The organism is Vibrio rotiferianus (assembly GCF_002214395.1).
Lineage (GTDB): Bacteria > Pseudomonadota > Gammaproteobacteria > Enterobacterales > Vibrionaceae > Vibrio > Vibrio rotiferianus.
Window position 1 is genome coordinate 2759552 of record NZ_CP018312.1, and the last position, 25925, is coordinate 2785476.

General features: G+C 45.6%; 25 protein-coding genes. 12 read left to right on the plus strand and 13 right to left on the minus strand.

Annotation, left to right across the window (positions count from 1 at the left end; all coding sequences use genetic code 11):
* The first annotated feature begins 122 nt into the window (after positions 1-122).
* The 6 genes from lptD to apaH all read left to right on the plus strand — a co-directional run bounded on the left by lptD (position 123) and on the right by apaH (position 6890).
* Positions 123-2483, plus strand: a complete 2361-nt coding sequence (gene lptD, locus BSZ04_RS21855; RefSeq protein WP_088881366.1) for an LPS assembly protein LptD — start codon at positions 123-125, stop codon at positions 2481-2483.
* A gap of 55 nt (positions 2484-2538) precedes the next feature.
* Complete coding sequence (surA, locus tag BSZ04_RS21860; RefSeq protein ID WP_088881367.1) at positions 2539-3822, plus strand: peptidylprolyl isomerase SurA; 1284 nt, start codon at positions 2539-2541, stop codon at positions 3820-3822.
* Positions 3812-4810, plus strand: a complete 999-nt coding sequence (gene pdxA / locus BSZ04_RS21865) for a 4-hydroxythreonine-4-phosphate dehydrogenase PdxA (RefSeq protein WP_010445622.1) — start codon at positions 3812-3814, stop codon at positions 4808-4810. Before surA ends, pdxA begins: the two co-directional genes overlap by 11 nt.
* On the plus strand, positions 4807-5619 hold the full coding sequence (rsmA, locus tag BSZ04_RS21870; RefSeq protein ID WP_010445616.1) for a 16S rRNA (adenine(1518)-N(6)/adenine(1519)-N(6))-dimethyltransferase RsmA: 813 nt from the start codon (positions 4807-4809) through the stop codon (positions 5617-5619). The genes pdxA and rsmA overlap by 4 nt, the downstream gene beginning before the upstream one ends.
* Before the next feature lie 71 nt (positions 5620-5690).
* Complete coding sequence (gene apaG / locus BSZ04_RS21875) at positions 5691-6071, plus strand: Co2+/Mg2+ efflux protein ApaG (protein ID WP_088881368.1); 381 nt, start codon at positions 5691-5693, stop codon at positions 6069-6071.
* A gap of 12 nt (positions 6072-6083) precedes the next feature.
* Positions 6084-6890: a bis(5'-nucleosyl)-tetraphosphatase (symmetrical) ApaH gene (gene apaH, locus BSZ04_RS21880; protein ID WP_088881369.1), complete on the plus strand. Its 807-nt coding sequence runs from the start codon at positions 6084-6086 to the stop codon at positions 6888-6890.
* Positions 6891-6957: 67 nt separating this feature from the next.
* On the opposite strand, the gene folA is transcribed toward apaH, so the two are convergent.
* The 6 genes from folA to rplU form a co-directional block, all read right to left on the minus strand.
* Positions 6958-7437: a type 3 dihydrofolate reductase gene (gene folA, locus BSZ04_RS21885; RefSeq protein WP_088881370.1), complete on the minus strand. Its 480-nt coding sequence runs from the start codon at positions 7435-7437 to the stop codon at positions 6958-6960.
* Between the two features lie 9 nt (positions 7438-7446).
* On the minus strand, positions 7447-7920 hold the full coding sequence (locus tag BSZ04_RS21890; RefSeq protein ID WP_029560911.1) for a threonine/serine exporter family protein: 474 nt from the start codon (positions 7918-7920) through the stop codon (positions 7447-7449).
* Positions 7920-8687, minus strand: a complete 768-nt coding sequence (locus BSZ04_RS21895) for a threonine/serine exporter family protein (RefSeq protein WP_010445606.1) — start codon at positions 8685-8687, stop codon at positions 7920-7922. Before BSZ04_RS21895 ends, BSZ04_RS21890 begins: the two co-directional genes overlap by 1 nt.
* A gap of 169 nt (positions 8688-8856) precedes the next feature.
* A complete protein-coding gene (gene cgtA, locus BSZ04_RS21900; RefSeq protein WP_045386426.1) occupies positions 8857-10032 on the minus strand; it encodes an Obg family GTPase CgtA in 1176 nt (391 codons plus the stop codon).
* Positions 10033-10243: 211 nt separating this feature from the next.
* The gene (gene rpmA, locus BSZ04_RS21905) at positions 10244-10501 is read right to left on the minus strand and encodes a 50S ribosomal protein L27 (RefSeq protein WP_005383095.1); all 258 of its coding nucleotides are present in this window, start codon (positions 10499-10501) and stop codon (positions 10244-10246) included.
* 20 nt (positions 10502-10521) lie between these two features.
* The gene (rplU, locus tag BSZ04_RS21910) at positions 10522-10833 is read right to left on the minus strand and encodes a 50S ribosomal protein L21 (RefSeq protein WP_000271393.1); all 312 of its coding nucleotides are present in this window, start codon (positions 10831-10833) and stop codon (positions 10522-10524) included.
* A gap of 257 nt (positions 10834-11090) precedes the next feature.
* Here rplU and ispB point away from each other — a divergent pair, with 257 nt between their 5' ends.
* Positions 11091-12062, plus strand: a complete 972-nt coding sequence (gene ispB / locus BSZ04_RS21915; protein ID WP_010445457.1) for an octaprenyl diphosphate synthase — start codon at positions 11091-11093, stop codon at positions 12060-12062.
* A gap of 80 nt (positions 12063-12142) precedes the next feature.
* Here ispB and BSZ04_RS21920 read toward each other — a convergent pair whose 3' ends face one another.
* Positions 12143-12334: a hypothetical protein gene (locus tag BSZ04_RS21920; protein ID WP_010445455.1), complete on the minus strand. Its 192-nt coding sequence runs from the start codon at positions 12332-12334 to the stop codon at positions 12143-12145.
* A 124-nt stretch (positions 12335-12458) separates the two neighbouring features.
* A complete protein-coding gene (mdh, locus tag BSZ04_RS21925) occupies positions 12459-13394 on the minus strand; it encodes a malate dehydrogenase (protein ID WP_038885336.1) in 936 nt (311 codons plus the stop codon).
* A gap of 360 nt (positions 13395-13754) precedes the next feature.
* Between mdh and argR the strand changes: the two genes are divergently transcribed.
* From argR to BSZ04_RS21945, 4 genes are all read left to right on the plus strand, one after another.
* Positions 13755-14225, plus strand: coding sequence for a transcriptional regulator ArgR (gene argR / locus BSZ04_RS21930; protein ID WP_010445450.1), 471 nt, complete (start codon positions 13755-13757; stop codon positions 14223-14225).
* Between the two features lie 385 nt (positions 14226-14610).
* Positions 14611-15579: a TAXI family TRAP transporter solute-binding subunit gene (locus BSZ04_RS21935; protein WP_010445448.1), complete on the plus strand. Its 969-nt coding sequence runs from the start codon at positions 14611-14613 to the stop codon at positions 15577-15579.
* Positions 15580-15869: 290 nt separating this feature from the next.
* The gene (locus BSZ04_RS21940; RefSeq protein WP_038885337.1) at positions 15870-18449 is read left to right on the plus strand and encodes a TRAP transporter permease; all 2580 of its coding nucleotides are present in this window, start codon (positions 15870-15872) and stop codon (positions 18447-18449) included.
* Between the two features lie 44 nt (positions 18450-18493).
* A complete protein-coding gene (locus BSZ04_RS21945; RefSeq protein ID WP_005430588.1) occupies positions 18494-18931 on the plus strand; it encodes a universal stress protein in 438 nt (145 codons plus the stop codon).
* A 74-nt stretch (positions 18932-19005) separates the two neighbouring features.
* Here the strand turns inward: BSZ04_RS21945 and thiQ are convergent, their stop codons facing one another.
* From thiQ to mpl, 5 genes are all read right to left on the minus strand, one after another.
* Positions 19006-19710, minus strand: a complete 705-nt coding sequence (gene thiQ, locus BSZ04_RS21950) for a thiamine ABC transporter ATP-binding protein (RefSeq protein WP_088881371.1) — start codon at positions 19708-19710, stop codon at positions 19006-19008.
* Entirely contained in the window at positions 19704-21296 is a 1593-nt protein-coding gene (gene thiP, locus BSZ04_RS21955) for a thiamine/thiamine pyrophosphate ABC transporter permease ThiP (RefSeq protein ID WP_088881372.1), read from the minus strand. Before thiP ends, thiQ begins: the two co-directional genes overlap by 7 nt.
* Before the next feature lie 14 nt (positions 21297-21310).
* Entirely contained in the window at positions 21311-22303 is a 993-nt protein-coding gene (thiB, locus tag BSZ04_RS21960; RefSeq protein ID WP_088881373.1) for a thiamine ABC transporter substrate binding subunit, read from the minus strand.
* Between the two features lie 251 nt (positions 22304-22554).
* Entirely contained in the window at positions 22555-23193 is a 639-nt protein-coding gene (locus BSZ04_RS21965) for a flavin prenyltransferase UbiX (RefSeq protein ID WP_038885341.1), read from the minus strand.
* Positions 23193-24551, minus strand: coding sequence for a UDP-N-acetylmuramate:L-alanyl-gamma-D-glutamyl-meso-diaminopimelate ligase (gene mpl, locus BSZ04_RS21970; protein WP_088881374.1), 1359 nt, complete (start codon positions 24549-24551; stop codon positions 23193-23195). The genes BSZ04_RS21965 and mpl overlap by 1 nt, the downstream gene beginning before the upstream one ends.
* 314 nt (positions 24552-24865) lie before the next feature.
* Here mpl and fbp point away from each other — a divergent pair, with 314 nt between their 5' ends.
* Positions 24866-25882, plus strand: a complete 1017-nt coding sequence (gene fbp, locus BSZ04_RS21975; protein ID WP_005430527.1) for a class 1 fructose-bisphosphatase — start codon at positions 24866-24868, stop codon at positions 25880-25882.
* Positions 25883-25925: the final 43 nt, after the last annotated feature.

Consider the following 25925-nt stretch of genomic DNA (forward strand, 5'->3'; position numbering starts at 1 on the left):
ATGCCATAACTATATGAGCTCAGAGATACGCGCCGCTATAGTTAGATTCATTTGGCTATGTAGCGAAGGGATTACGACCCCAATAGCCATCGAGCAGCAGTGACACAGGACAGTTCAATTCCATGCAACATTTCTCCCGCACGTTTTTAGCGGCCTCTATCAGCACCGCTCTGTTTGTACCCACAACTTACGCTGAAACAAATATGCATGATAGTGTGCAGGAAATGCCCACCACAGATCAATGCTTGGTCCAAACCAGTGATAGTGAAGATTCACTAAACACGCCCGTTGTTGTTCAAGCGGATAGCCTGCAAGCCATTAATGGCGATAAAGCCATGTACTCCGGCAACGTCGAGGTCACGCAAGGCTACAAAAAGATTACTGCTGATAGCGTTACGCTTCATCAACAAGACAATGTCGTCGTCGCTGAGGGCAATGTTACTTTCAATGATGGTCAAGTAAAGGCAAAATCTGACAAGGTCACTAACGATATAAATCGAGATACTTTCTCTCTAGAGAACACCGATTATCAGTTCTTATGCCAGCAAGGCCGCGGTACTGCCGCGTACATAGCGCGAACTGGGCAATCGGTCTATGAGCTAGAAGATGGCTCAATCACCTCTTGCCCTCAAGGCGACAATTCTTGGCGCTTAGTCGCATCAGGAATAGATGTGGATCAGGACGAAGAAACAGCGACACTGCATCACCCAAGATTTGAAGTGCTCGACGTACCCGTTTTCTATGCGCCCTACTTAACCCTACCAATTGGTGATACTCGTAAAACTGGCTTCTTATTTCCATCGATCTCTTATGGTTCAAGCGATGGCTTAGAGCTTGAAGTTCCATTTTACTGGAATATGGCCGCTAACTACGACATGACCCTTACCACGCTGTACATGCAAGAGCGTGGTACTAAACTCGACACAGATTTTCGTTACCTCACCGATGGTTGGGGAGCCGGCGAAATCAAAGGCGAGTACATGAATAGCGATAAAAAGTACCAAGATGAACGTCGTTGGGGTTATCAGATTAAACACGACGGCATTATTGATAAGCAATGGGTTGTAAAACTAGATTACTCTCAAGTCAGTGATATAGATTATTTCCGCGACCTAGACTCAGATATTGGTAACCGTGAAGATGGCCAGTTGGTTCAAGAGGGGCAAGTCAAATACCGTTCGAACAACTGGGATATGGCTCTTACCGTTCGAGACTTCCAAATTCTACTTAAGGAAGAGAACCAGCCATACCGCTTGCTTCCACAAATAGATCTGAATTACTACACCCCTCTCTGGGGCCAATACTTGAACTTTGATGTAAAGAGCCAAATTAGCCAATTTGATACCAGCGATACTGCAAAACCTGATGCAACTCGTGTGCACGTAGAACCAGGGTTGACCATACCGCTATCTACATCATGGGCGACTTGGACCACTGAGGCCAGAGTACTTTCAACCTACTACTCACAGAACATCGATAGCCTTACCGATGCAAAATTGAGAAACCAACTGGACGACAGCGTATCTCGCGTTATTCCTGAGTTTCGCTCTCACGCTCGAGTTTACTTGGAGCGCGATACTAGCTGGTTAACGGGGTATACTCAAAGCTTAGAGCCTCAGGTGCAATATCTGTATGTACCCGATGAAGATCAAACCAATATCTACAACTACGACACCACCTTACTGCAAACCGACTACTACGGCTTGTTCCGCAGTCGCAAGTACAGTGGCATCGATAAAATCGCATCAGCAAACCAGCTAAGCTATGGTGCAAGTACGCGCTTTTTTGATGATGAGTACAAAGAAAGACTCAACATCTCTTTTGGCCAAATCTACTACTTTGATAAAAAGACCAAGATCAGCAATAACCCAACTGAGCCTGATAAAACCACCAATTACTCATCATGGGCAATTGAAGCGGACTTTAACTACAACGATTACCTGTTCTACCATGGCGGGGTTCAATACGACATTGATATGAATGCTATGCAACTAGCCAACAGCACATTGGAATATCAATTTAAAAATGGCTTTATTCAAGCCAACTACCGTTATGTCACTTTAGATTACATAATAGAATCAATCCAAGATACTGACGATGAAAGAACCGATTGGCCAAAAGTAACCAGAAAAGGCATATCTCAAGCAGGACTAGTTGCTTCTTATGATATTAATCGCAATTGGTCTACAAGCGGACAATACTACTACGATCTAAACGAAAGTAATGCACTAGAGTGGCTAGCAAGTCTTCGTTACCAATCTGACTGTTGGTATATTGGTTTCACGTACTCGAACCAATTGCTAGGTTGGGATAACGCAATCATCGGTGCAGACGGTGCATCAGCTGAATATGAAAACAACGTTAGCGTTAACTTTGGTATTCAGGGCTTTGCAACCAATCAACGTGCTGACACCGCAGCAAAAGAACTTGACGGCTCAGACAACGCGATCAAATACGGCCGACCATTCTATCTGAACAATTAATCAAATTAAGCGTCATATATATCGATGACGCTCAATTTTAACAACGGAATATTTAATGAAAATTTGGAAATCCATCTTATTCACCACCCTACTATCGTGTGGTGTTGTAGCTGCACCTGTTGAGCTAGATAAGGTTGCCGTAATTGTAAACGATGGTGTGATACTACAAAGTGACATCAACACCGCGATGAAAACGCTTCAAGCCAATGCTAGACAGAGCGGGCAAAGCTTACCTTCTGCAAGTGTACTGAAGGAGCAAGTCGTTGAAAAACTCATCATGGATACATTGCAAGAGCAAGAAGCAGAACGTATTGGTGTCCGCATTGACGACAACCGCCTAAACCAAGCCATTGCGGAAATTGCGCGTAACAACAACCAAACGATTGAGCAGCTAACGACTTCAATCCAGCAAGACGGCTTAAGCTACGCGGAGTTCCGAGAGCAAATTCGTAAAGAAATTGCTGCATCCGAAGCTCGCAACGCGCTAGTCCGTCGCAGAATTAATATCCTTCCTGCTGAGGTAGATGGTCTTGCTGAGCAACTTGCACAAGAAACCAACGCGACGGTTCAATACAAAATTGGCCATATTCAGCTACGATTCTCCGATGACAAGCAAAAGTCAGAAGTTGAAGCACAAGCAAAAGAACTGGTCAAAGAGTTGAACAAGGGTGCCGACTTTGCAGAAATGGCATACGCGTATTCTAAAGGCCCTAAAGCGTTGCAAGGTGGTGACTGGGGTTGGATGCGTAAAGAAGAAATGCCAACCATCTTTGCTGACCAAATCAAAATGCAAAATAAGGGCAGCATCATCGGTCCATTCCGTAGCGGTATTGGCTTCCATATCCTAAAAATTGAGGATGTAAAAGGTCTTGAGACTGTTGCAGTCACCGAAGTAAATGCTCGCCACATTCTTATTAAACCAACGGTTATTCTCAGTGACGATGGTGCGAAAAAACAGCTAAACGAGTTCATTCGTCGTATTAAAGCTGGTGAAGCAACGTTTGCTCAACTGGCAACACAATACAGCCAAGATCCTGGTTCAGCAGCACAAGATGGTGAGCTGGGCTACCAAACTCCGGATCTTTACGTGCCAGAGTTCAAACATCAAGTTGAGACATTACCAGTCGGCTCAATCAGTGAACCGTTCAAAACGGTACATGGCTGGCATATTGTTGAAGTGCTAGACCGCCGTCAAGTAGACCGCACTGACTCAGCGATGAAGAACAAAGCTTACCGTATTCTATTTAATCGAAAGTTTAATGAAGAAGTAGGCGCATGGATGCAAGAGCTTCGAGCGAGTGCATTCGTTGAAATCGTGGATGACAATGATGAAAACTAATTCGATTCGTAGAATCGTCGTCACCGCAGGTGAGCCTGCGGGGATTGGCCCTGATTTGGTGCTGGCCCTATCTAAGGAAGACTGGGCACACCAAATTGTCGTTTGTGCAGACAAAAATGTATTGGCAGAAAGAGCCAATCAGCTCGGCATAGACGTTCAACTATTTGATTACAATCCAGAAGAAGCACCTAAAGCACAGCAAGCAGGTACATTGATCGTTGACCATATTGAAATCGCGGAGACTGCGGTGGCTGGTCAACTTAATGAAGCCAATGGCCACTACGTGTTAAAAACGTTAGAAAGAGCCGCTTTGGGCTGTATGAATGATGAATTTGATGCTATTGTCACCGGCCCTGTACATAAGGGGGTGATTAATCGCTCAGGCGTTGCGTTCAGCGGTCATACTGAATTCTTCGCCGAGAAGTCCAACACACCGTTGGTCGTGATGATGCTGGCAACTGAAGGTCTGAGAGTGGCACTTGTCACTACACATATTCCTTTAGCTTATGTTTCAAAAGCCGTCACGGAAGAGCGATTAGAGAAAATCATCGATATTCTTCATAAAGATCTTGTAGAAAAATTTGCCATCTCTCAACCAAACATCTATGTTTGCGGGTTAAATCCACATGCGGGAGAAGATGGCTGTTTGGGTCGCGAAGAGATCGAAACCATCACTCCGACATTGGAAAAGATTCAAAAAGAAAAAGGAATCAATCTGATCGGCCCTTTGCCGGCAGACACCATTTTCAATGAAAAGTATTTAAACGATGCTGATGCTGTTTTAGGTATGTACCACGATCAAGTGTTGCCTGTATTAAAATACAAAGGCTTTGGTCGTTCAGTAAACATTACGCTTGGTCTACCATTTATTAGAACGTCGGTGGATCACGGTACTGCATTAGAACTGGCAGGGACAGGTCAAGCGGATACAGGGAGCTTCCGAACAGCGCTCACGCATGCGATAGAATTGGTAGAGAAGAAACAATGAGAAATGATGTCCATTTAGGACACAAAGCGCGTAAACGTTTTGGTCAAAACTTCCTGAACGACCCATACATTATTGATGGCATCGTATCAGCAATTAACCCAAGACCAGGTCAGAACCTTGTTGAGATCGGCCCGGGCCTTGGTGCAATTACTGAACCTGTCGGCCGTGAAGTCGATAAGTTCACCGTAATCGAGTTAGACCGCGATCTAGCAGAGCGTCTACGCAACCATCCAGAATTGGCTGACAAGCTGACTATTCACGAAGGCGATGCGATGCGCTTTGACTTCACTCAATTAGTGAAGCCAAACAACAAGCTACGTATCTTCGGTAACTTGCCATACAACATCTCTACACCATTGATGTTCCACCTATTTGAATTTCATAAAGACATTCAAGACATGCACTTTATGCTTCAAAAAGAAGTGGTAAACCGTTTGGCAGCAGGCCCTGGTAGCAAGGCTTACGGCCGTCTAACGGTAATGGCTCAATACTACTGTAAAGTTGTGCCCGTACTAGAAGTACCGCCGACGGCATTTGTTCCGCCACCGAAGGTAGATTCAGCTGTGGTTCGCTTGGTTCCTTACGAAGTCCTTCCTCACCCAGCAAAAGATTTGCGTTTGTTGGAGCGTGTATGTCGCGAAGGCTTCAACCAACGCCGTAAGACAGTACGTAACTGCTACAAATCACTGTTGAGCACTGAAGTATTGGAAGAGTTGGGCGTAAACCCAAGTATGCGTCCAGAGAACCTGACGCTACAGCAGTTTGTCGCCATGGCAAACTGGCTTGCGGATAACCCGCAGCACCAATAACTCAAACGATGAGCCAAACCCTTTGCGGTTTGGCTTATTATTATTGAGATAGTCGTTTACGAGGAGTGCACATGGACGTCATTCAACCTTGCATCAAGATTCAAGTTCATACCAAATACATTGAAGAACAGTCCAACCCTGAACTACAACGCTACGTTTTTGCTTACGTCATTACGATAAAAAACCTCAGTCAACAAACCGTACAATTAATCAGCCGCCGCTGGTTGATTACCGATTCCAATGGCAAGCAAATGACCGTAGAAGGCGAAGGTGTTGTCGGTCAGCAACCTTTTATTCCCAGTAGCGACGAATACACCTACAGCAGTGGCACCGCACTTGAAACCCCCGTTGGTGTCATGCAAGGGCACTACATACTTCTGGACGAAAAAGGGCAGGAATTTATCACCGAAATTGATCCATTCCGCTTGGCTGTTCCCAATGTTTTAAATTAATCAGGAGAGTCAGTGGCTACCTATATTGTTGGTGATATTCAAGGCTGTTTCGATGAGTTGTTACAACTGTTAGAGCAGGTCAACTTCTCAGCCAGCCACGATCAACTGTGGTTAGCAGGCGACCTTGTCGCTCGCGGGCCTAAGTCTTTAGAAACACTACGCTTTGTTAAATCTCTCGGAGATAACGCAAAAGTCGTACTGGGTAATCATGATTTGCACCTAATGGCCGTCTCTCAAGGGCTAAAAAAAGTCAAAGATAAGGATAAAACCGCGCCTATCTTCTCAGCACCAGACAAAGAAGAACTGCTAACTTGGCTATCACAACAACCACTGTTGGCAGAACACGATGACTTTGTCATGTGTCATGCGGGCATCTCTCCTCAATGGGGCTTGGTGACCGCTAGAAGCTGCGCTCGTGAAGTGGAAGCAATTATTCAAAGTGAGCAATTGCCTTGGCTGCTAGAAAATATGTACAGCAACCAACCTGACCTATGGGATGAATCCCTATCAGGGCTCGACCGTTACCGCTACACCATCAACGCCTTTACTCGTATGCGTTTTTGCTTTCCAGATGGCCGCTTAGATATGGATTGTAAACTGCCACCACAAGAAGTGTCAGAAGATGAACTTGTGCCATGGTTTAAACTGCCGCAACGTGTTCCTTTAGAAAAAGCGGTGTTGTTTGGCCACTGGGCTGCACTGCAAGGTCATATAGATGAAAACATCATTGGTCTTGATACTGGCTGCGTTTGGGGTGGTTCATTAACCATGATTCGTTGGGAAGACAAGCAAGTCTTCACTCAACAAGCTCTCACTTAACGGCTCTGATTGCCGGACTAGAAAACAAAAAGCACCGCATTTGCGGTGCTTTTCTAATTCTATCCGATTACTTTTCTAGGACAGTAAAACGCATGTTGTAAGCGTTTTTCTCATCCGCTTGGTACGCTTCAGAGTATGTTTCTTTGAACTCACTTCCCCAATCTGGGAACTGAGTATCTCCATCAATTTCGGCTTCAATATGAGTGATATACAGCTTGTTAGCCATTGGTAAACAAGCAGAATAAATCGCCCCGCCACCAATGATCATCACTTCGTCTACCGCGCCAACAACGTCAAGCGCATTCTCAATCGACGTAACAGTCGTTACCCCTTCGATTGTAAGCGATGCATCGCGGCTGATGACAATGTTCAAACGACCAGGTAATGGACGCCCAATCGATTCATAAGTTTTGCGTCCCATCACTACTGGTTTACCCATGGTGCAACGCTTAAACCATGCAAAATCGGCAGGAAGATGCCAAGGCATTTGGTTATCTTTACCGATAATACGATTGTCTGCCATCGCGGCAATCATGCTGATGATCATATTGGGTCCTTAAACTATTGGTCGACGGCGATAGAATAGCAGCCCCGGAACTGCCAAGCCAACCGCTAAGCCTGCAATAATAAACATCGCCTTAAGAAAGTTTTCCATGCACGTCGCAATAAGTTCAGGTGAGTAACCCAGGTGGTTTATCTCTACCATGGCAATCATCGCTTTATAAGCAAATACCCCAGGAACCATAGGGATTAAGGCTGCAACAGTGAATACTTTAGGGTGAGCAAGAAAACGATGCGACCAATGAACACCAATCATACCAACCAGAGTAGCGGCAAAAAAAGTAGCCCACTCAATCGGTAAGCCAAAATGCATCATCAAATATCGACTGCCATGGCCAATAGCACCACCCACTGCACAATAGACTAAAGCTCTCTGTGGCACATTGAACACCATAGCAAAGCCAACAGCTGGAATCGCTGCAAAAAACATGTCATTTAAAAGACCTAAAGCCAGTTCAAACACACTCATTAGCTCATCCACCCCCAAATGCCAGTCACCTCCATTGCCGCCACAATACCAAGACAGGTTGCTAAAGTAAGCAAGCTCGCCATAGTGAATCGCGCGATCCCCATGTTGATGTGACCTTTCAACATATCAGCAACCGAGTTAATGAGTGGAAAACCCGGAACCAGCATCAGTACTGATGACGCCATAGCGACCGTGGGCAGATTTCCGATATCAAAGATAACCGCTTGAGCAGAAACAAGAGTGGTAACAAAAGCCGTTGCAGCAAAGTTAAGTAATGGGTTGAAGTGACGATGACCTATCTCTTGACGTACTGTCATACCAACTGCTGAGGCTATAAACGTCATAGCGAACACCCCCCAATCCCCTCCGGCAAGGCGACTAAAGGCGGCGCACGATAGGCCAATCATAAATACCACCAACCATCTGTTATAACGTTCAGGGCTAATATGATTGAGCTTTTTTTGCGCCATATTGAAATCCAGCAGTCCACGCTCCATTAGGATACAGATACGCTGAATTTGGGTAATCACACGCATATTGATGCCGCGATCAGCACAGCTCCGTGCAGTGGTGATACAGTGATCTTCCATAACAGTGGTCACAACAAGTGCATTAGCAGAGAGTGCTACAGCAACTTCAGATACTCCACATGCAAGACCGATACGACGCATGATGTCACTCACCAAAGTGCTTTCTGCACCATGGGCCAATAACATCTGTCCAGACTGAGCGACTAACCTAGATATCGCTCTCTGCTTTGATGACATAGAGACTTCCTAATTCCTTTTATAAAAGCGTGTAGACGCAAACATTGCCGCCTACTAAATATGTGATTAAGCACAATTTGATATTGTGCCGCAAATCAAATCGGCTAAACATGATTTAGATACAAAAAAAGCCGCAATACACATTGCGGCTTAATGAATTAGCTAGCGATTAGTCGCGGACGTAAACAACGTGACCGTCGTCTTCTTCGTCGTCCCAGTCATCCCAATCGTCGTCGTCATCTTCAGTGATCACGTCTTTACCAGCCATTGCGTCTTTATGGTAATCGTCCCACATGAAGTTAACTTTATCTTCTTCAGCCACTTCTTCCTCTTCACGAGGTAGGTTTTCCATAAAGTCTGCTAGCTTGTAGCAAAGCTCTTTTGTACCGTTACGGTTGATCGCCGAGATCTTAAAGAACTCGTCTTCCCAACCTAGCGCATCCAAGATCTCTTGGATCTTTTCATTCGCTTCTTCTTCCGGCATCAGATCCGTTTTGTTGAAAACTAACCAACGAGGTTTGCCTGCTAGTTTTTCACTGTACTGCTCTAGCTCATCAATGATGGTTAGGGCATTTTGAATTGGATCAGACTGATCGATAGGCATGATATCAATCATGTGCAATAACACTCGGCAACGCTCTAGGTGCTTAAGGAAGCGAATACCTAGACCTGCACCGTCTGCTGCACCTTCGATAAGACCAGGAATATCAGCAACCACAAAGCTCTTCTCAGGAACCACACTCACAACACCCAAGCTTGGGATTAGCGTAGTAAATGGGTAATCTGCTACTTTTGGTTTTGCTGCGGATACTGCGCGGATAAAGGTTGATTTACCTGCGTTAGGCAGACCAAGCATACCAACGTCAGCCAATAGCAATAGCTCTAGACGGATTTCACGGATTTCACCTTTAGTACCCAACGTTCTCTGACGAGGAGCGCGGTTTACTGAAGATTTGAAACGCGTGTTACCAAGACCGTGCCAGCCGCCTTTAGCGACCATCACTTTCTTACCGTGTTCTGCTACTTCTGCAACGATTTCGTTAGTGTGGATATCAACTGCGCGAGTACCAACTGGCACGCGAAGCGTGATGTCTTTACCACGTTTACCAGTACAGTTACCGCCGCGACCGTTTTCACCGCGTTCTGCTTCGTAAAAGCGTTGGAAACGGTAATCGATCAGGGTATTTAGGTTTTCATCGGCTTGGATGTATACATCACCACCATCACCACCGTCGCCACCATCTGGGCCACCTTTGGTGATGAATTTTTCACGCCAGAAACTTACAACGCCGCTACCGCCGTCACCAGCCTGAACTTTTACTACCGCTTCATCTACGAACTTCATCTTTTACTCCGACTACTTCGTGCGTGGATTAAATCTGACTTGTCATCAAACAATTTTAGCAGATGACAGATCTAAGCTCCCAGATACCCAGCGCTCAGGGCTAAAACGAGAAACTTCGATATGTCGACTGCTACAAATAAAAAACCCCGCCGAATCGGCAGGGCTTTTGAATTCAGCTGTAAAGCTTTAATAATTAACCTAAAAGGTAAAATTACTCAGCTTCGATGCTTACAAACTTACGGTTCTTAGGACCTTTAACCTCGAACTTCACCTTACCTTCAGTAAGAGCGAATAGAGTGTGGTCTTTACCGATACCTACGTTGTTACCAGCGTGGAACTTAGTACCACGTTGACGAACGATGATGTTACCTGCAAGAACAGATTCACCACCGAAACGCTTAACACCTAGACGTTTGCTTTCTGAATCGCGGCCGTTACGAGTAGAACCACCAGCTTTTTTGTGTGCCATTGTTAAACTCTCCTAATAGATTAAGCGTTGATACCAGTGATCTTCACTTCAGTGAACCACTGACGGTGACCCTGTTGCTTACGAGAGTGCTTACGACGACGGAACTTAACGATTTTAACTTTATCGCCACGACCGTGTTGTACAACTTCAGCAACAACTTTGCCGCCCTCTACAAGAGGAGCACCAACTTTGATGTCTTCGCCGTTAGCAACAAGAAGAACTTTATCAAATTCTACAGTTGCACCAGTTTCAACGTCTAATTTCTCTAAACGAAGAGTTTGACCTTCGCTTACACGGTGTTGTTTACCACCAGATTGGAAAACAGCGTACATATTTTACTCCGCTTTTTCCGCACAGCCTTTTCATGAGGGTGTGCGCTAAACTAATCATCAATAGGGCGCAGATTCTACAGAAGAGATGCTCCTATGACAAGCCATATTTTGAAAAAATTGGCGAAAAGCTAATCGCCAAAGAAAAGTGCGGCAATCATGCCCTTTAGTAATGTATTAATCAACGTTTTTTAGTGTATTATTCGACAATTATATAAATCGAATAAGCCTTGCAGGGTCTAACTTCAGCCGGATATACGATGGATTTTAAAACTATCCAAGCGCTTACTGCCGATGACATGGCAAAAGTGAATGAAACAATTCAAGCCCAACTAAATTCTGATGTCTCTTTAATCAACCAACTCGGTTTCTATATCGTGAGTGGTGGGGGCAAACGCCTGAGACCACTTCTGGCAATATTGTCAGCACGTGCTCTTGGTTACCAAGGTAACGGTCATACTATGGCTGCGGCGTTTATCGAGTTCATCCATACAGCAACTTTGTTGCACGATGATGTAGTTGATGAATCTGACATGCGTCGTGGTAAAGCGACAGCGAACGCTGCATTTGGTAATGCGGCGAGCGTGTTAGTTGGGGACTTTATTTATACTCGCTCGTTCCAAATGATGACTGAGCTAGGATCAATGAAGATCCTTAAGCTAATGAGTGATGCTGTTAATGTGATCGCAGAAGGTGAGGTTCAGCAGTTGATGAACTGTAATGATCCTGACACGACTGAAGAAAGCTACATGCAAGTCATCTACTCGAAAACAGCACGTCTGTTTGAATCAGCAACACAAATTGGTGCGATTCTTAATGATGCTCCAGAAGAAGTAGAAGTGGCGTTACAAAACTACGGCAAATACCTTGGCACCGCATTCCAACTCATCGATGACGTGATGGATTATACGTCAGACGGTGAGGATATGGGCAAGAATGTTGGTGACGATTTAGCTGAAGGCAAACCAACACTACCTCTATTGCATGCGATGCGTAACAGTACACCAGATAATGCGCAGATGATCCGTGAAGCAATTGAAAAAGCGAACGGTATGGACAGGTTAGAAGAAATTCTTGCCGTCATGCAAGCTGCAGGCTCTCTCGAATACACCACGCAAAGAGCGCTGGATGAAGCAGATAAAGCCATTGCTGAGCTCGCAATCCTGCCAGAGTCTGAATATAAGCAAGCACTCATCACACTAGCCCATATGGCTGTAAAACGTACTAGCTAATAAAGTAGACCCAAATATAAAAAGGAAGAGCCCCGCTCTTCCTTTTTATTATCTGTTGTTTTTAAACGTTGAACATCATTCTAGTAATACTGGTCACTACTACCATGGAGTTGAGGGTTATCTTCTATTTCATCGAAGCTAACCGCTAATTGCTCTTCAGAGCCTTGCTTAGCCAACAGTACCGTTTCCGCTTCTTGGTCAACCACCAAAATGGTCCCTACTCCCTGCTGACACTCTACAACCATACCTTTACGGATTCGACTTGCTTCCATCATCTTCTCCTTCACAACGCTGCTTGGTTCTGACTCTGATACGTAAGCCAATAAAAAAGGATCAAAAAAGCCGATCTTAAGATCGGCTTTGTCATTATATGATGCTCTTTATATGGAGAGAGGCTTATTTAGCAAACTCAACACCAATGTTGATATCACCATTTAGCGTTTCTAGCATGCCATCAAGTGCTGACTTTTCGTAGTCACTTAGAGCACCGTAGCTTAGCACTTCTTCGACACCATCTTTACCTAGCTTCACAGGTTGTGCAAAGTAAGGAGCGTGCTCACTGCCACCTTCTACGTATGCACACTCAACCACACCTTCTTCACCTTGAAGAGCGCGAACTAGCGCTAGACCAAAGCGACACGCTGCTTGACCCATAGATAGAGTCGCACTACCGCCACCCGCTTTAGCTTCTACAACTTCTGTACCTGCGTTCTGAATACGCTTCGTCAGAGCTTCCACTTCTTCAGCGGTAAACTCAACACCTTCAACTTGAGAAAGCAGAGGAAGAATGGTTACGCCAGAGTGACCACCGATAACAGGCACACGAATGTCACCTGGATCTTTGTCTTTTAGTTCAGCGACGAATGTTTCTGAACGGATAACATCTAACGTTGTAACACCAAACAGTTTGCGCTTGTCGTAAACGCCTGCTTTTTTCAACACTTCAGCAGCGATTGGCACTGTGGTATTCACTGGGTTAGTGATGATACCTACACATGCTGTCGGGCATACTACCGCGATCTTCTCTGCTAGCGACTTAACGATGCCAGCATTTACGTTAAATAGATCTGCGCGATCCATACCAGGTTTACGAGCAACACCAGCTGAGATAAGTACCACGTCCGCACCTTCAAGTGCAGGTGTTGGATCCTCACCAGCGTAACCTTTGATAGAAACCGGAGTTGGGATGTGGCTAAGATCGGCTGCCACACCAGGAGTTACTGGAGCAATATCGTATAGGGCTAAGTCAGAACCTGCAGGAAGGCGGTTCTTAAGTAGAAGGGCCAGAGCTTGACCGATGCCACCAGCGGCACCAATAACGGCTACTTTCATGTAGTTCTCCTTGAGAGTATTTCTCTTATAAACGTATTCGTAGGGTATTTTGTAACCAGCTAAAATAAAGCTATCGGAATCACAACTTGATTACAATCAATTAACGTCAGCTTTGCGACCTCGCGCAACTCACTGTTATCGTGCTACAAATGAGGCCTCGATTATTCTGTTATTCGACTGAAATGACAAGAAATTCAATGTCATTTTTCACCTAGTTTTTGGAACAATACGAAACACTATTCTCTTTGGGGTTTACAGTGATGGAATTAACATATTAGTTGGAGCTTTTGGCTTTAGATGAATATCTATGCGAAAATATGCACATTGCTGATACTTAGATGAAGAGAATCAAAAAACACTATGCGCAATTCAGAAAAACAAGACAATTTAGTTCGCGCTTTTAAAGCACTATTAAAAGAAGAAAGCTTTGGCTCACAAGGTGAGATTGTTGATGCACTAAAACAGCAAGGTTTCGAAAGTATTAACCAATCTAAAGTCTCTCGCATGCTAACCAAGTTTGGTGCGGTTCGTACACGTAATGCGAAAATGGAGATGGTTTACTGTCTTCCTGCTGAGCTAGGCGTCCCAACAGTAAGTAGCTCTCTGCGTGAATTGGTGTTAGACATCGACCACAACGCCGCTTTAGTTGTTATCCATACTGGTCCAGGCGCAGCTCAACTTATCGCTCGTCTACTTGACTCACTTGGTAAGTCCGAGGGCATCTTAGGTGTGGTTGCTGGTGATGACACCATTTTTATCACACCAACAATGGCAGTAACGACGGAACAGTTGTTCCAATCCGTATGTGAGTTATTCGAGTACGCTGGTTAATGCTAACTACTTATGGGCTATGAAAATAGTTGAATTTTTGTAGCCCATAATTTATGTAAAATGTTTGCTAATTAGGCTAATTTTCACCCACAAAAAACGTGACACACATCACGCTATTAATTATTTTCATCAACCCCACCAGAAAACACTTAAGTAGCTGTAATAAAAGAACTATTACTCTCTATTTTCTTTTACTCCCATGACTACCCATTAGATTTTTTCGCTATAAGTTTTAACAATCGGATAATTTTCTGCCAAATTTTTGTTATTATTCGCTCGCTTTTTCAAACATTAGGATTGAAAAAGATGCCGTTTCCAGACAGGAAACTTCAGAAGTAACTTATGGTTACTTTTGGGTAGATAAAAAATAAAGGAAGGGAAATTCATGGCATTTACCAAACTTATTAAAGTAGGCGCAATCGCTGCAGCTGTAATGGGCGCAGGCGCTGTTAACGCTCAAGAATTCATCACAATCGGCACAGGTTCTGTAACTGGTGTTTACTACCCTACCGGTGGTGCAATTTGTAAATTGGTAAACAAGGGTCGTAAAGACCACAACGTTCGTTGTTCTGTAGAGTCTACTGGCGGTTCTATTTACAACGTGAACACAATTCGTGCTGGTGAGCTGGATTTTGGTATCGTGCAATCGGATTGGCAGTACCACGGCTACAACGGTACAAGCAAGTTTGCAGATCAAGGTCCATACAAGAAGCTACGCGCGATGTTCTCTCTTCACACAGAACCTTTTAACATCATTGCACGCGCAGACTCTGGTATTGAAAGTGTCCAAGACCTGAAAGGTAAACGTGTAAACATCGGTAACCCTGGTTCTGGTGACCGCGCGACAATGGGCGTAGTAATGGATGCTATGGGCTGGACAAACGACAGCTTCAAACTGGCATCTGAGCTAAAAGGCTCTGAGCGTTCACAAGCGCTATGTGACAACAAGATCGATGCGTTTATCTACATGGTTGGTCACCCGAACGGTTCAATCAAAGAAGCAACAACATCTTGTGATGCTAAGCTAGTATCTGCAACGGGTCCACAGATCGAAAAGATCGTAGCAGACAACCCATACTACGCATACAGTACAGTTCCAGCTGGCATGTACCGCGGTACAGACAAAGACGTAAATAGCTTCGGTGTTGCGGCAACGATGGTAACAACAACAGATGTATCAGATGATGTTGCATACAACGTAGCAAAAGCTGTGTTCGAAAACTTCGACACATTCAAACGTCTACACCCAGCATTCGCAAACCTGAAAAAAGAAGACATGGTGAAAGCTGGTCTTTCTATCCCTCTTCACCCAGGTGCAGAAAAATACTACAAAGAAATTGGTTTGATTAAATAACCAATTCGCCATAAATCAAGCAGAGAGGGATGGCTCTCTGCTTGAAAGCAGGTGGTAGTTCTAATCGCCTGTTCAATTCAATTATCCGGTTCTATTTCCTAGAATCGCGTTCAATTACTCAAGAAAAATTAAAGCTGGCTTTATTTAATCCAGAGCTTTGCCGTTCTACTGGAAACAGCCAGACACCAATAAGAAGCAAGTTTTGCCCTATTCACTACACTGAAAGAGGCGAAATAAGGTTCTCGAAAAGTAAATCTAAGACAGGACCATCAATAATAAGGGAAAAGTACATGTCGACGAACAACACTCCGTCACAAGATGTGCAAGAAATGGTGGCTCAAGCCGATACTGGCGCGCGCAGCCCATCTGGGCTACAAGGCCGAATCTTATGGTTCGTTCCGCTGTGCTGGTCACTATTTCAATTATGGTATGCATCTCCACTACCATTTATTTTTAATTTTGGCGTACTGAATGACACTGAAGCCCGTGCGATCCACCTTACATTTGCTACTTTTTTAGCATTTACTGCTTATCCTGCAATGAAGAATTCTCCACGAGATCATATCCCATTAATCGACTGGGCATTGGCGTTAGCGGGCAGTTTTTCAGCAGCTTATATCTTTATTTTCTATACCGAACTGGCTGGCCGTTCAGGCGCTCCAACCACCATGGATATCGTGGTTGCCGTTACAGGTATGGTTTTACTACTTGAAGCAACACGACGCGCATTAGGTCCACCACTGATGGTCGTGGCTGCCGTGTTCCTGACTTATACCTTCGCGGGCCCATACATGCCCGACGTAATTGCCCACAAAGGTGCAAGCTTAAACAAAGCGATGTCGCACCTATGGCTAACAACAGAAGGTGTATTTGGCGTTGCGCTTGGTGTATCAACATCTTTCGTGTTCTTATTTGTACTTTTCGGTGCCATGCTAGAACGTGCTGGTGCGGGCGCTTACTTCATCAAGGTTGCTTTCTCACTGCTTGGTCACATGAAAGGCGGCCCTGCGAAAGCGGCGGTTGTAGCATCCGGTCTATCCGGTCTCGTTTCAGGTTCATCCATCGCTAACGTGGTAACCACAGGTACATTCACCATCCCGCTAATGAAACGTGTTGGTTTTCCTGGTACCAAAGCGGGCGCAGTAGAAGTAGCTGCTTCAACCAATGGCCAGCTGACGCCGCCTATCATGGGCGCTGCAGCCTTCCTAATGGTTGAATATGTTGGTATCTCTTACGTTGAAGTAATCAAAGCAGCCCTACTTCCTGCACTTATTTCCTACATTGCTCTGATTTACATCGTTCACCTTGAAGCATGTAAAGCAGGCATGACCGGCCTTCCTCGTCGCCACAACCCAACCATGCTACAAAGCCTATTATCATTTACTGGCACTATCCTTGGCTTGTGCGTCATCAGCGCCTTGGTTTACTACGGTGTGGGTTGGACTAAAGACGTCTTCGGCGATGCAGCAACACCTATCGTTACTGTAGCTTTACTGATTGCTTATGTCGGTCTTGTGAAGATTTCAGCGAATCACGTTAAAGATGGCGCGATTGAAATTGATGCTGAGCTAACCGAAGTACCAGATCCGGGCCCAACAATTAAATCTGGTCTGCACTACCTATTGCCTATCGTCGTATTGGTTTGGTGTTTGACGGTTGAGCGTTTTTCGCCAGGCCTATCAGCATTCTGGGCCACGGTATTTATGATCTTCATCTTGCTGACACAGCGTCCGTTGATTGCAGTGTTGTCCAAAGAGGGTGATCTTGTCGAACAAACTAAAGACGGTTTTGTCGATCTAGCTGAAAGCTTAGTCTCTGGTGCGCGCAATATGATTGGTATCGGTGTTGCGACCGCAGCTGCGGGTACCGTTGTTGGTGTAGTAACACTAACTGGTATTGGCCTTGTAATGACGGACTTTGTTGAGTTCATCTCCGGCGGTAGCATCATACTGATGTTGCTATTTACTGCAGTGATCAGCTTGATCTTGGGTATGGGTCTACCAACCACAGCAAACTACATCGTGGTATCAACACTGATGGCGCCAGTTATCGTCACTTTAGGTGCAGCACACGGCTTGATCATCCCACTGATTGCGGTGCACTTATTCGTGTTCTACTTCGGTATTCTTGCCGATGATACGCCGCCAGTCGGTTTGGCTGCCTTCGCAGCAGCAGCTATTGCAAAATCAGACCCAATTCGTACTGGTATTCAAGGCTTTACCTACGATATTCGAACCGCAATTCTGCCATTCATGTTCGTTTTCAACACACAACTGTTATTAATGGGGATCGATACATGGTGGCATTTGGCGTTAACCGTGATCTCTTCGATCATTGCGATGTTGATCTTCTCAGCAGCAACACAAGGTTGGTGGTTCACACGTAACAAGTGGTGGGAAACCGTTCTCCTATTAGTGCTCACTTTCTCTTTCTTTAGACCAGGTTTCTGGTGGGACATGCTTTATCCCGCGAAAGTTCTTTCCCCTGGCGTTGAGATAGCTCAAATAACAGAAGGGCTAAATGTAGGAGAATCCATAGAGTTACGTGTCGCCGGTGAAAACCTTGAAGGTGACTACGTTGAAAAAACGGTACGTCTTCCGTTCGAAGATAAAGCAGCAACCGCTGAAGAACGTATTTCTTCAATGGGCCTAATGCTGACCGAGAACGACGGCAAAATGATCGTAGACATGGTTGAGTTTGGCAGCCCGGCAGAGTCAGCCGGAGTCGACTTCGACTGGGAGATCAAATGGATTGTTCAAGACGCAGATCGTCCAATGAAAGAATGGGTATTTGTGCCTTGCTTAATGATCTTGCTGGTACTTGCCCTGAACCAAAAACGTCGTGCTCGTAAGGAACAGCTGAGCGCATAACCGATTTGGCCCCGAGGATAAGGGGCCTCAATGAGAGACATTGAATGTACAAACAAATTCTTGTTCCGGTTGATCTAAATGACCAAGGCTTTTCTGACCGCGCTGTTGAATTAGCGGTATGGCAGGCAAAGCAAGCCAATGCTGAAGTTCACTTGTTAACTGTTTTGCCTGGTATTCATATGTCGATGGTCGCAACTTACTTCCCGAAAGATGCGGCGGCGAAAATGAAGCAAGACGTAAAACAGCAACTCAAAGCCTTTGCAGACCAACATATTGATGACGAAGTGATCTACAAAGTCCACGTTGCAGAAGGCAAGGCGTATGCAACCATCCTTGATTACGCAGAACGTTTAGGTGCTGACCTTATCATTATGCCAAGCCATAAACGCTCAAAGATCAACAAAGTGATGCTGGGCTCTGTGGCAAGTAAAGTGGTAGAGAACTCACCAATCAATGTAATGGTAGTGAAACCTCAAGGTTAACGCGCTCATTCAAACTCATAAAACAAAAAAGGTTGATGCTTGCATCAACCTTTTATTTTTACAATGTAGAAGACTTACCCCGCCGCTTTGACAAAGGCTTTCAATGCTTCACTGCTATGTTGAGCGTTAAGCTCACCAATCGCACCAGCAGCTTCAACCTGACCACCAGCTACAAATGCAAAATGACTAGCAATCGCTCTGGCGTCACTTAGATGGTGCGTCACCATCAAAACGGTAATACCACGCTCAGCAGCAAGCTGTTTAACCAGTGTCAGCATTTCTTCACGCAGCACTGGATCTAGTGCAGAAAAAGGTTCATCGAGTAACCACATTGGATGCGGCTGAACAAAACAACGCGCAAGTGCCACACGCTGACGCTGACCACCAGAAAGATGTTCTGGTAAACGGTCCAGATACTCAACAACCCCGACTTGCTTCGCCGCTTGCTCAACAAGCAGTTTTTGGTCTACCGTGAGCTTTAACCCCGGATGTAAGCCCAAACCAATATTGTCCCTTACTGACAGGTGAGCAAACAGGTTATGCTCTTGGAACAGCATTGAAAACGGACGCTGATAAGGCTCTTTACGCACGATAGACTCACCATCAACCAAAATATCGCCTTGGTCTGGATTGATGAAACCAGCCACTAACGCCAATAGGGTAGATTTGCCCGCCCCACTCGGCCCCATTAGCGAAACAATTTGCCCACGCTGAATGGCTAAGTCAAAACGAAACAGTTCACGTTGATAGGTGTACTGCACATCATCCAACACTAACATTGCGCTCTCTCCTTCGTTTTCAACACTTTCTCAATCACCGCAAAACAGCCGACACTGAGTAACAACAAGGTAACCGATACCACTGCAGCGGCATCCATTTGATAACTGCCCAGCAGTTGGAATAGATACAGCGGTAAGGTTCTAAACTCTTGCCCACCGAACAAGGCAATCGCACTTAAGTCGCCAATTGCAAACATAAAGCTGATAGCAAAAGCATGTGCAAATGGCTTGCGCAGTGCTTGCCACTCCACGACTTTAAAACGTTGCCAACCACGCATACCCAAACTGGCGCACACGTACTGGTACTGCTGTTCAATATGTAACATGGGTTGAGACAAGGTTTTAATCACATATGGCAATGCCATTAAGCCATTGACCAAAATAACCACAAAAAACGCCAAGCTGAAAACATCGGTAAACGATCGCAGTAACAGGAACAATCCGGTACTGATCACCAATCCCGGCGTTACTAAGATAATGGTTCCGATAAGCTCAATTTGATCGGCGCGAGTGTTTTTACACTGCAATCGCCAACGTCGGCTGGTCAGTAAAATCGATACGCCTGCTGCAACGGCAAGAGAGCTCGCCAGTGCCGCAACTTTGAGTGAATTAAGCAGTGCAGACCAAAAACGCTCATCGGTCAATACCGACCAAACTTGTTGGTTTATACCACTGAACACCACCATCACAAGTGGCGGTATTACTAGTAAAAAGGCACCTATGATCCAAAAGCTATCCCAAGCTTTTGACCACCCATGATCCTTCGTTAAATATTGCTGTACCGATGTGCTACCAGCGCTTACTGAGACTGGTTTCGTCAACTTCTGCACGCCAATCGCTAACAAGCCACATAGTAGCATTTGCCACAGTGCCAAAAGCGCCCCAGCCTGCAGATCAAAATCGAACTTAATCGCCTGATAAATGGCGAGTTCAATGGTGGTCGACTTCGGTCCGCCACCCAGCGCCATCACGGTGGCAAAACTGGTAAAGCAAAGCATAAACACTAAGCCACTTACGTGTGGTAATTGCTGCCTTAGGCGTGGCCATTCCACCCAACGAAACTTGTCCCAATGGCTCATTCCAAGGTGCGCGCACAGTTTATGTTGCTCTGCGGGGATCGATTCCAATGCTTGCAAAAGTAGGCGCGCCGCATAAGGCATGTTGAAGAACACATGCGCAAGTAAAATACCGTTCAGGCCATAGATGGAAAACGGCAGCTCCGAATCGATGCTTTTCAGCCATTGTGCTAACAAGCCGCTGTTACCGTAAATCGCCAATAAGCCAAATACACCAACTAACACCGGCAGAACTAAGGTAGACGCAAACAACTTTAGTAGTAGAGACTTCCCAAAGAACTCACGTCGAGAAAGTGCGTGAGCAACAGGAATAGCAAAGCCAACACTCAATAGTGTAGAAAGGAAAGCTTGGTAGAAGCTGAACTTGGTGACGTGTTGATAGTATGGGTCTCCCCACACCATAGACACATCAAGTGAAGGCGCTTGAACAATCAAAGCACCTAGGGCAGAAACAACAAAGGTCGCGATAATCATCGCGACCCCTAACCCTATTTTCGGAACAGAATTCAAAAGTAGAACCTATATTAGAACGTCAATGCGCTTTGCCACTCGCGAATCCAAGTCTTGCGCATTTTCGCGACTTCGTCTGCGCTGAAGCTTAATGGCTTGCTTGGCACGCTCAGCGTTTCAAAGCCTTTTGGTAATTCAACGTCAGTCACTGGGTACATCCAGTTACCTGTTGGCATCGCAGATTGGAAATCATCACTCAAAATAAAGTTCATGAACTCATCCGCAAGCTCAGCATTCTTTGAGCCTTTCACCTTAGCCGCCACTTCCACTTGCATGTAGTGCCCTTCGGCAAAATCTGCGCTTGCGTATTTCGCGTCATCTTCTGCAATCAAATGGTACGCGGGAGAGGTCGTGTAAGACAGCACTAAATCTGACTCACCGTTCAAGAACATCGAGTAAGCTTCTGACCAGCCTTTAGTAACTGTAACTGTTTTCGTTGCCAGTTGCTTCCACGCTTGAGTCGCATCATCGCCGTAGATAGACTTCATCCACAACATCAAGCCTTGACCCGGCGTTGAAGTACGAGGGTCTTGGTAAATCACTTTAAGATCATCACGCTCTTCCACCAGCTCTTTCATGCTTTTTGGAGGATTCGCCAACTTCTCCTTGTTGTATACAAACGCAAAGTAGCCGTAGTCATATGGTACGAAGGTCTTGTCTTTCCAACCACTAGGCAAAGTCGTTTTCGATGTATCGACATTATGTTCAGCCAGTAGCCCGGTCTTTTTCGCTTCCGCCATCAGGTTGTTATCCAAACCTAACACGATATCCGCTTTACTATTGTTTCCCTCTAAACGAAGGCGGTTAAGAATAGAAACACCGTCGTCCAGCGCAACGAAGCTAACATCGCACCCGCATTTGGCTTCGAAAGCTTTTTCGACTTTAGGACCAGGTCCCCAATCGGCAGCGAAAGAGTCGTACGTGTAGACAGTTAGAGTGTTTTCAGCGGCAAACGCTGAAGTAGAAGTGATGGCTGCAAGGGCAATCAGACTAAGAGTGGTTTTCACTGCTCGCTCTCCATTTGCATTAGTAAAAATGAGTTGAGCGGCACAGGGTTGAGACGGTATTTAGGACTTCCAATATCCAGACTCAATTCCTACGCCAGCATTATCTGGTTCAGGTAATACGGGTCCCTGTTTGCTCAACAACGTTAAGCGATTAGGTCTCAGCGCCCAATAGTATTGATAAGATCAATGCCAAATGGGTTTGCTCCCCGATGAGTTGGATGGATTGTAAAGGTCTTTTATTGATTACACAATCAACGTTGGTCATAACCCCAACGTGGCACTAAACCTTGCTCAATGCCGAGGTGATCCAGAATTCTCGCCACCATGAAATCAACCAAGTCTTCGATAGTTTTAGGTTGATGATAGAAGCCCGGCGCTGCAGGCATAATGGTGACACCCATTTGCGAAAGCTTGTGCATATTTTCAAGATGCAACGTCGAGAATGGTGTTTCACGCACCACAAGCAGTAACTGTCCGCGCTCTTTCATTACCACATCAGCAGCACGCTCAATCAAGTTATCCGACATGCCGTGTGCAATAGCCGCGACACTCCCTGCAGAACATGGACACACCACCATTTGCTTAGGTGCCGCAGAGCCCGAAGCCACAGGCGAGAACCAATCATCTTTGCCACAAACGGTGATGTTATCTGGATTGCAATTAAGGTGTTCAACCAGCGCCTTTTGCGCCGCTTCAGGGCCACTTGGCAGTTTCAGGTCATGTTCGGTCGCCATTACCACGCGGGCAGCCGAAGAGATCAACACGTAGACGTGGTAATCCGCTGCCACTAAACATTCAAGAAGACGAAGTCCATATGGGGCACCAGAGGCACCCGTTAGTGCTAATGTGATGGCTTTTTTAGGGGTTACTTTTTGCTGCATAAATGTCATTAAGCTTTTTGTTTCAGTTGTTCTAGAAGCTTGCCGTGGATACCACCAAAGCCACCATTACTCATCACGAGAATTTGGTCGCCCGGTTGCGCTCGTTCGACGATTTTTGCGACAAAAGTTTCCATCTCTGCATCAACAAACGCAGGCTGTTTACACTGGTCTGCAATCTCTTGTACCGACCAATCAATGCTATCTGGTTGGAAGAGGAACACTTCATCGGCACTGTGTAGAGAAGCCGCTAAAGTATTCTTATGCACACCACGTTTCATGGTCGCAGAACGAGGCTCTAAAACGGCAAGGATACGTTTTTCACCAACCTTGTTACGTAACCCGCCCAATGTCAGTTCAATCGCCGTTGGATGATGAGCAAAATCATCATAAACCGTCACGCCTTGCTCTTCGCCTTTTAGCTCCAAACGACGTTTGGTATTAATAAAGCGACCAAGAGCCTGACAAGCCAGTTCTGGTGCAACACCAACATGACGCGCAGCAGCAATAGCCATCAAAGCGTTATCTACGTTGTGGTCACCAACAAGGTCCCAGTCCACAACGCCTACTTTCTCACCTTGCAGTGACACTTCAAATTTTGAGCCATCAACAACCAGCTTGTGTGCTTGCCAATCACCATCGATACCAGAGAACTGCTTTTCAGTCCAGCAACCGCGCTCGATCACGTCTTGTAGCGACTGATCTTGCTTTGGTGCAAGGATCAAACCGTTGCCCGGAACAGTGCGCACCAAGTGGTGGAATTGACGCTTGATCGCTTCTAGATCGTCGAAGATGTCCGCATGATCGAATTCAAGGTTATTCATGATCAGCGTGCGTGGGTGGTAGTGAACAAACTTAGATCGTTTATCGAAAAAAGCACTGTCGTATTCATCCGCTTCGACGACGAAGAACATGCTCTCACCCAAACGAGCGGATACACCGAAGTTACCCAGCACACCACCAACAAGGAATCCCGGTTGGTAGCCACAATCTTCTAGGATCCAAGCCAACATACTTGAAGTGGTGGTTTTACCATGGGTACCCGATACCGCCAGAACCCAGCGATCGTGTAATAGAAACTCTTGTAACCACTGTGGGCCAGAGGTGTAACGCATATTGGTATTCAGCACATGCTCAACACATGGGTTACCACGGCTCATCGCGTTACCAATCACCACGAGGTCAGGTTGTGGGTCAAGCTGAGAAGGGTCAAAGCCTTCAATAATTTCAATACCTTGAGACTCCAACAGGGTACTCATTGGTGGATAAACGTTGGCATCCGAACCCGTCACTTTATGACCTAGCTGACGCGCTAAAATTGCCGCACCGCCCATAAACGTGCCGCAGATACCCAAGATATGAATGTGCATAAACTTAACCTTGTAATGCGTTCTTTAATCCTTTCATTATCGTGATAACCACCAGAAAAGCGAGAGCCTTTCGCTGTGTTCTTGCAGTCTCTTTCACAAATCTGACAGGGCTTAGGGCTGACTGACCAAGCATTAACCAAGAGATTCGCTTCTTATGCAATAAGACAAATAATTTGCGATCTCAGTCGGTTACTTCATTACCATTAATAAGATCTACGTCATAAACTTACATCTAACGCAATCGTTTAACATCCATAAAGAGATGACCCCATTGCGTAACACCCCCAACGAAATGAAAAATGTAAGGATAAACCATGTCAGGACTGCGCACCCTAGGCGAATTCATTGTTGAGAAACAAGCGGATTTCCCCCACGCTAGCGGTGATCTTTCATCTCTATTAGCTTCTATTCGTTTAGCTGCAAAAATCGTAAACCGCGAAATCAATGCGGCAGGTCTTGGTGATATCACTGGCGCTGTAGGTACAGAGAACGTACAAGGCGAAGATCAGCAAAAACTTGATGTATACGCGAACGACAAGTTCAAAGCAGCGCTCGAAGCACGCGACCAAGTGTGTGGCGTTGCCAGTGAAGAAGAAGATGAAGCGGTTGCGTTCAATAAAGAACTTAACCAAAACGCAAAGTACGTTGTGCTAATGGACCCACTCGATGGCTCATCAAACATCGATGTGAACGTATCAGTCGGTACGATTTTCTCTATTTACCGTCGAGTTTCTCCTATTGGTACCCCACCAACAGAAGAAGACTTCCTGCAGCCTGGCCACAAACAAGTGGCGGCGGGCTACGTGATTTACGGCTCATCCACCATGTTGGTTTACACCACGGGTAATGGCGTAAACGGCTTCACTTACGACCCATCGATTGGCAGCTTCTGTCTATCTCATGAAAACATGATGATCCCAGAAGACGGCAAGATCTACTCGATCAACGAAGGTAACTACATCCGCTTCCCGCAGGGTGTGAAGAAGTACATCAAGTACTGTCAGGAGAATGTGCCTGAAGATGGTCGCCCATACACATCTCGCTACATCGGCTCATTGGTTGCAGACTTCCATCGTAACCTGCTTAAAGGCGGCATCTACTTGTACCCAAGCACGCAAAGCCACCCTCAAGGCAAACTGCGTCTGTTGTACGAATGCAACCCAATGGCATTCTTAATTGAGCAAGCTGGCGGTTTGGCGTCTGACGGTGTAAACCGCATTATGGATTTGAAACCTACTGAACTGCACCAGCGCGTGCCTTTCTTTGTGGGTTCAAAGAACATGGTCAACAAAGTCGAAGAGTTTCTTGAGCTGAATCGCGAAGAAGACTAATTTCAGACCTTTGTCCAACGCGGCGGGTGTTTACCTGCCGCGT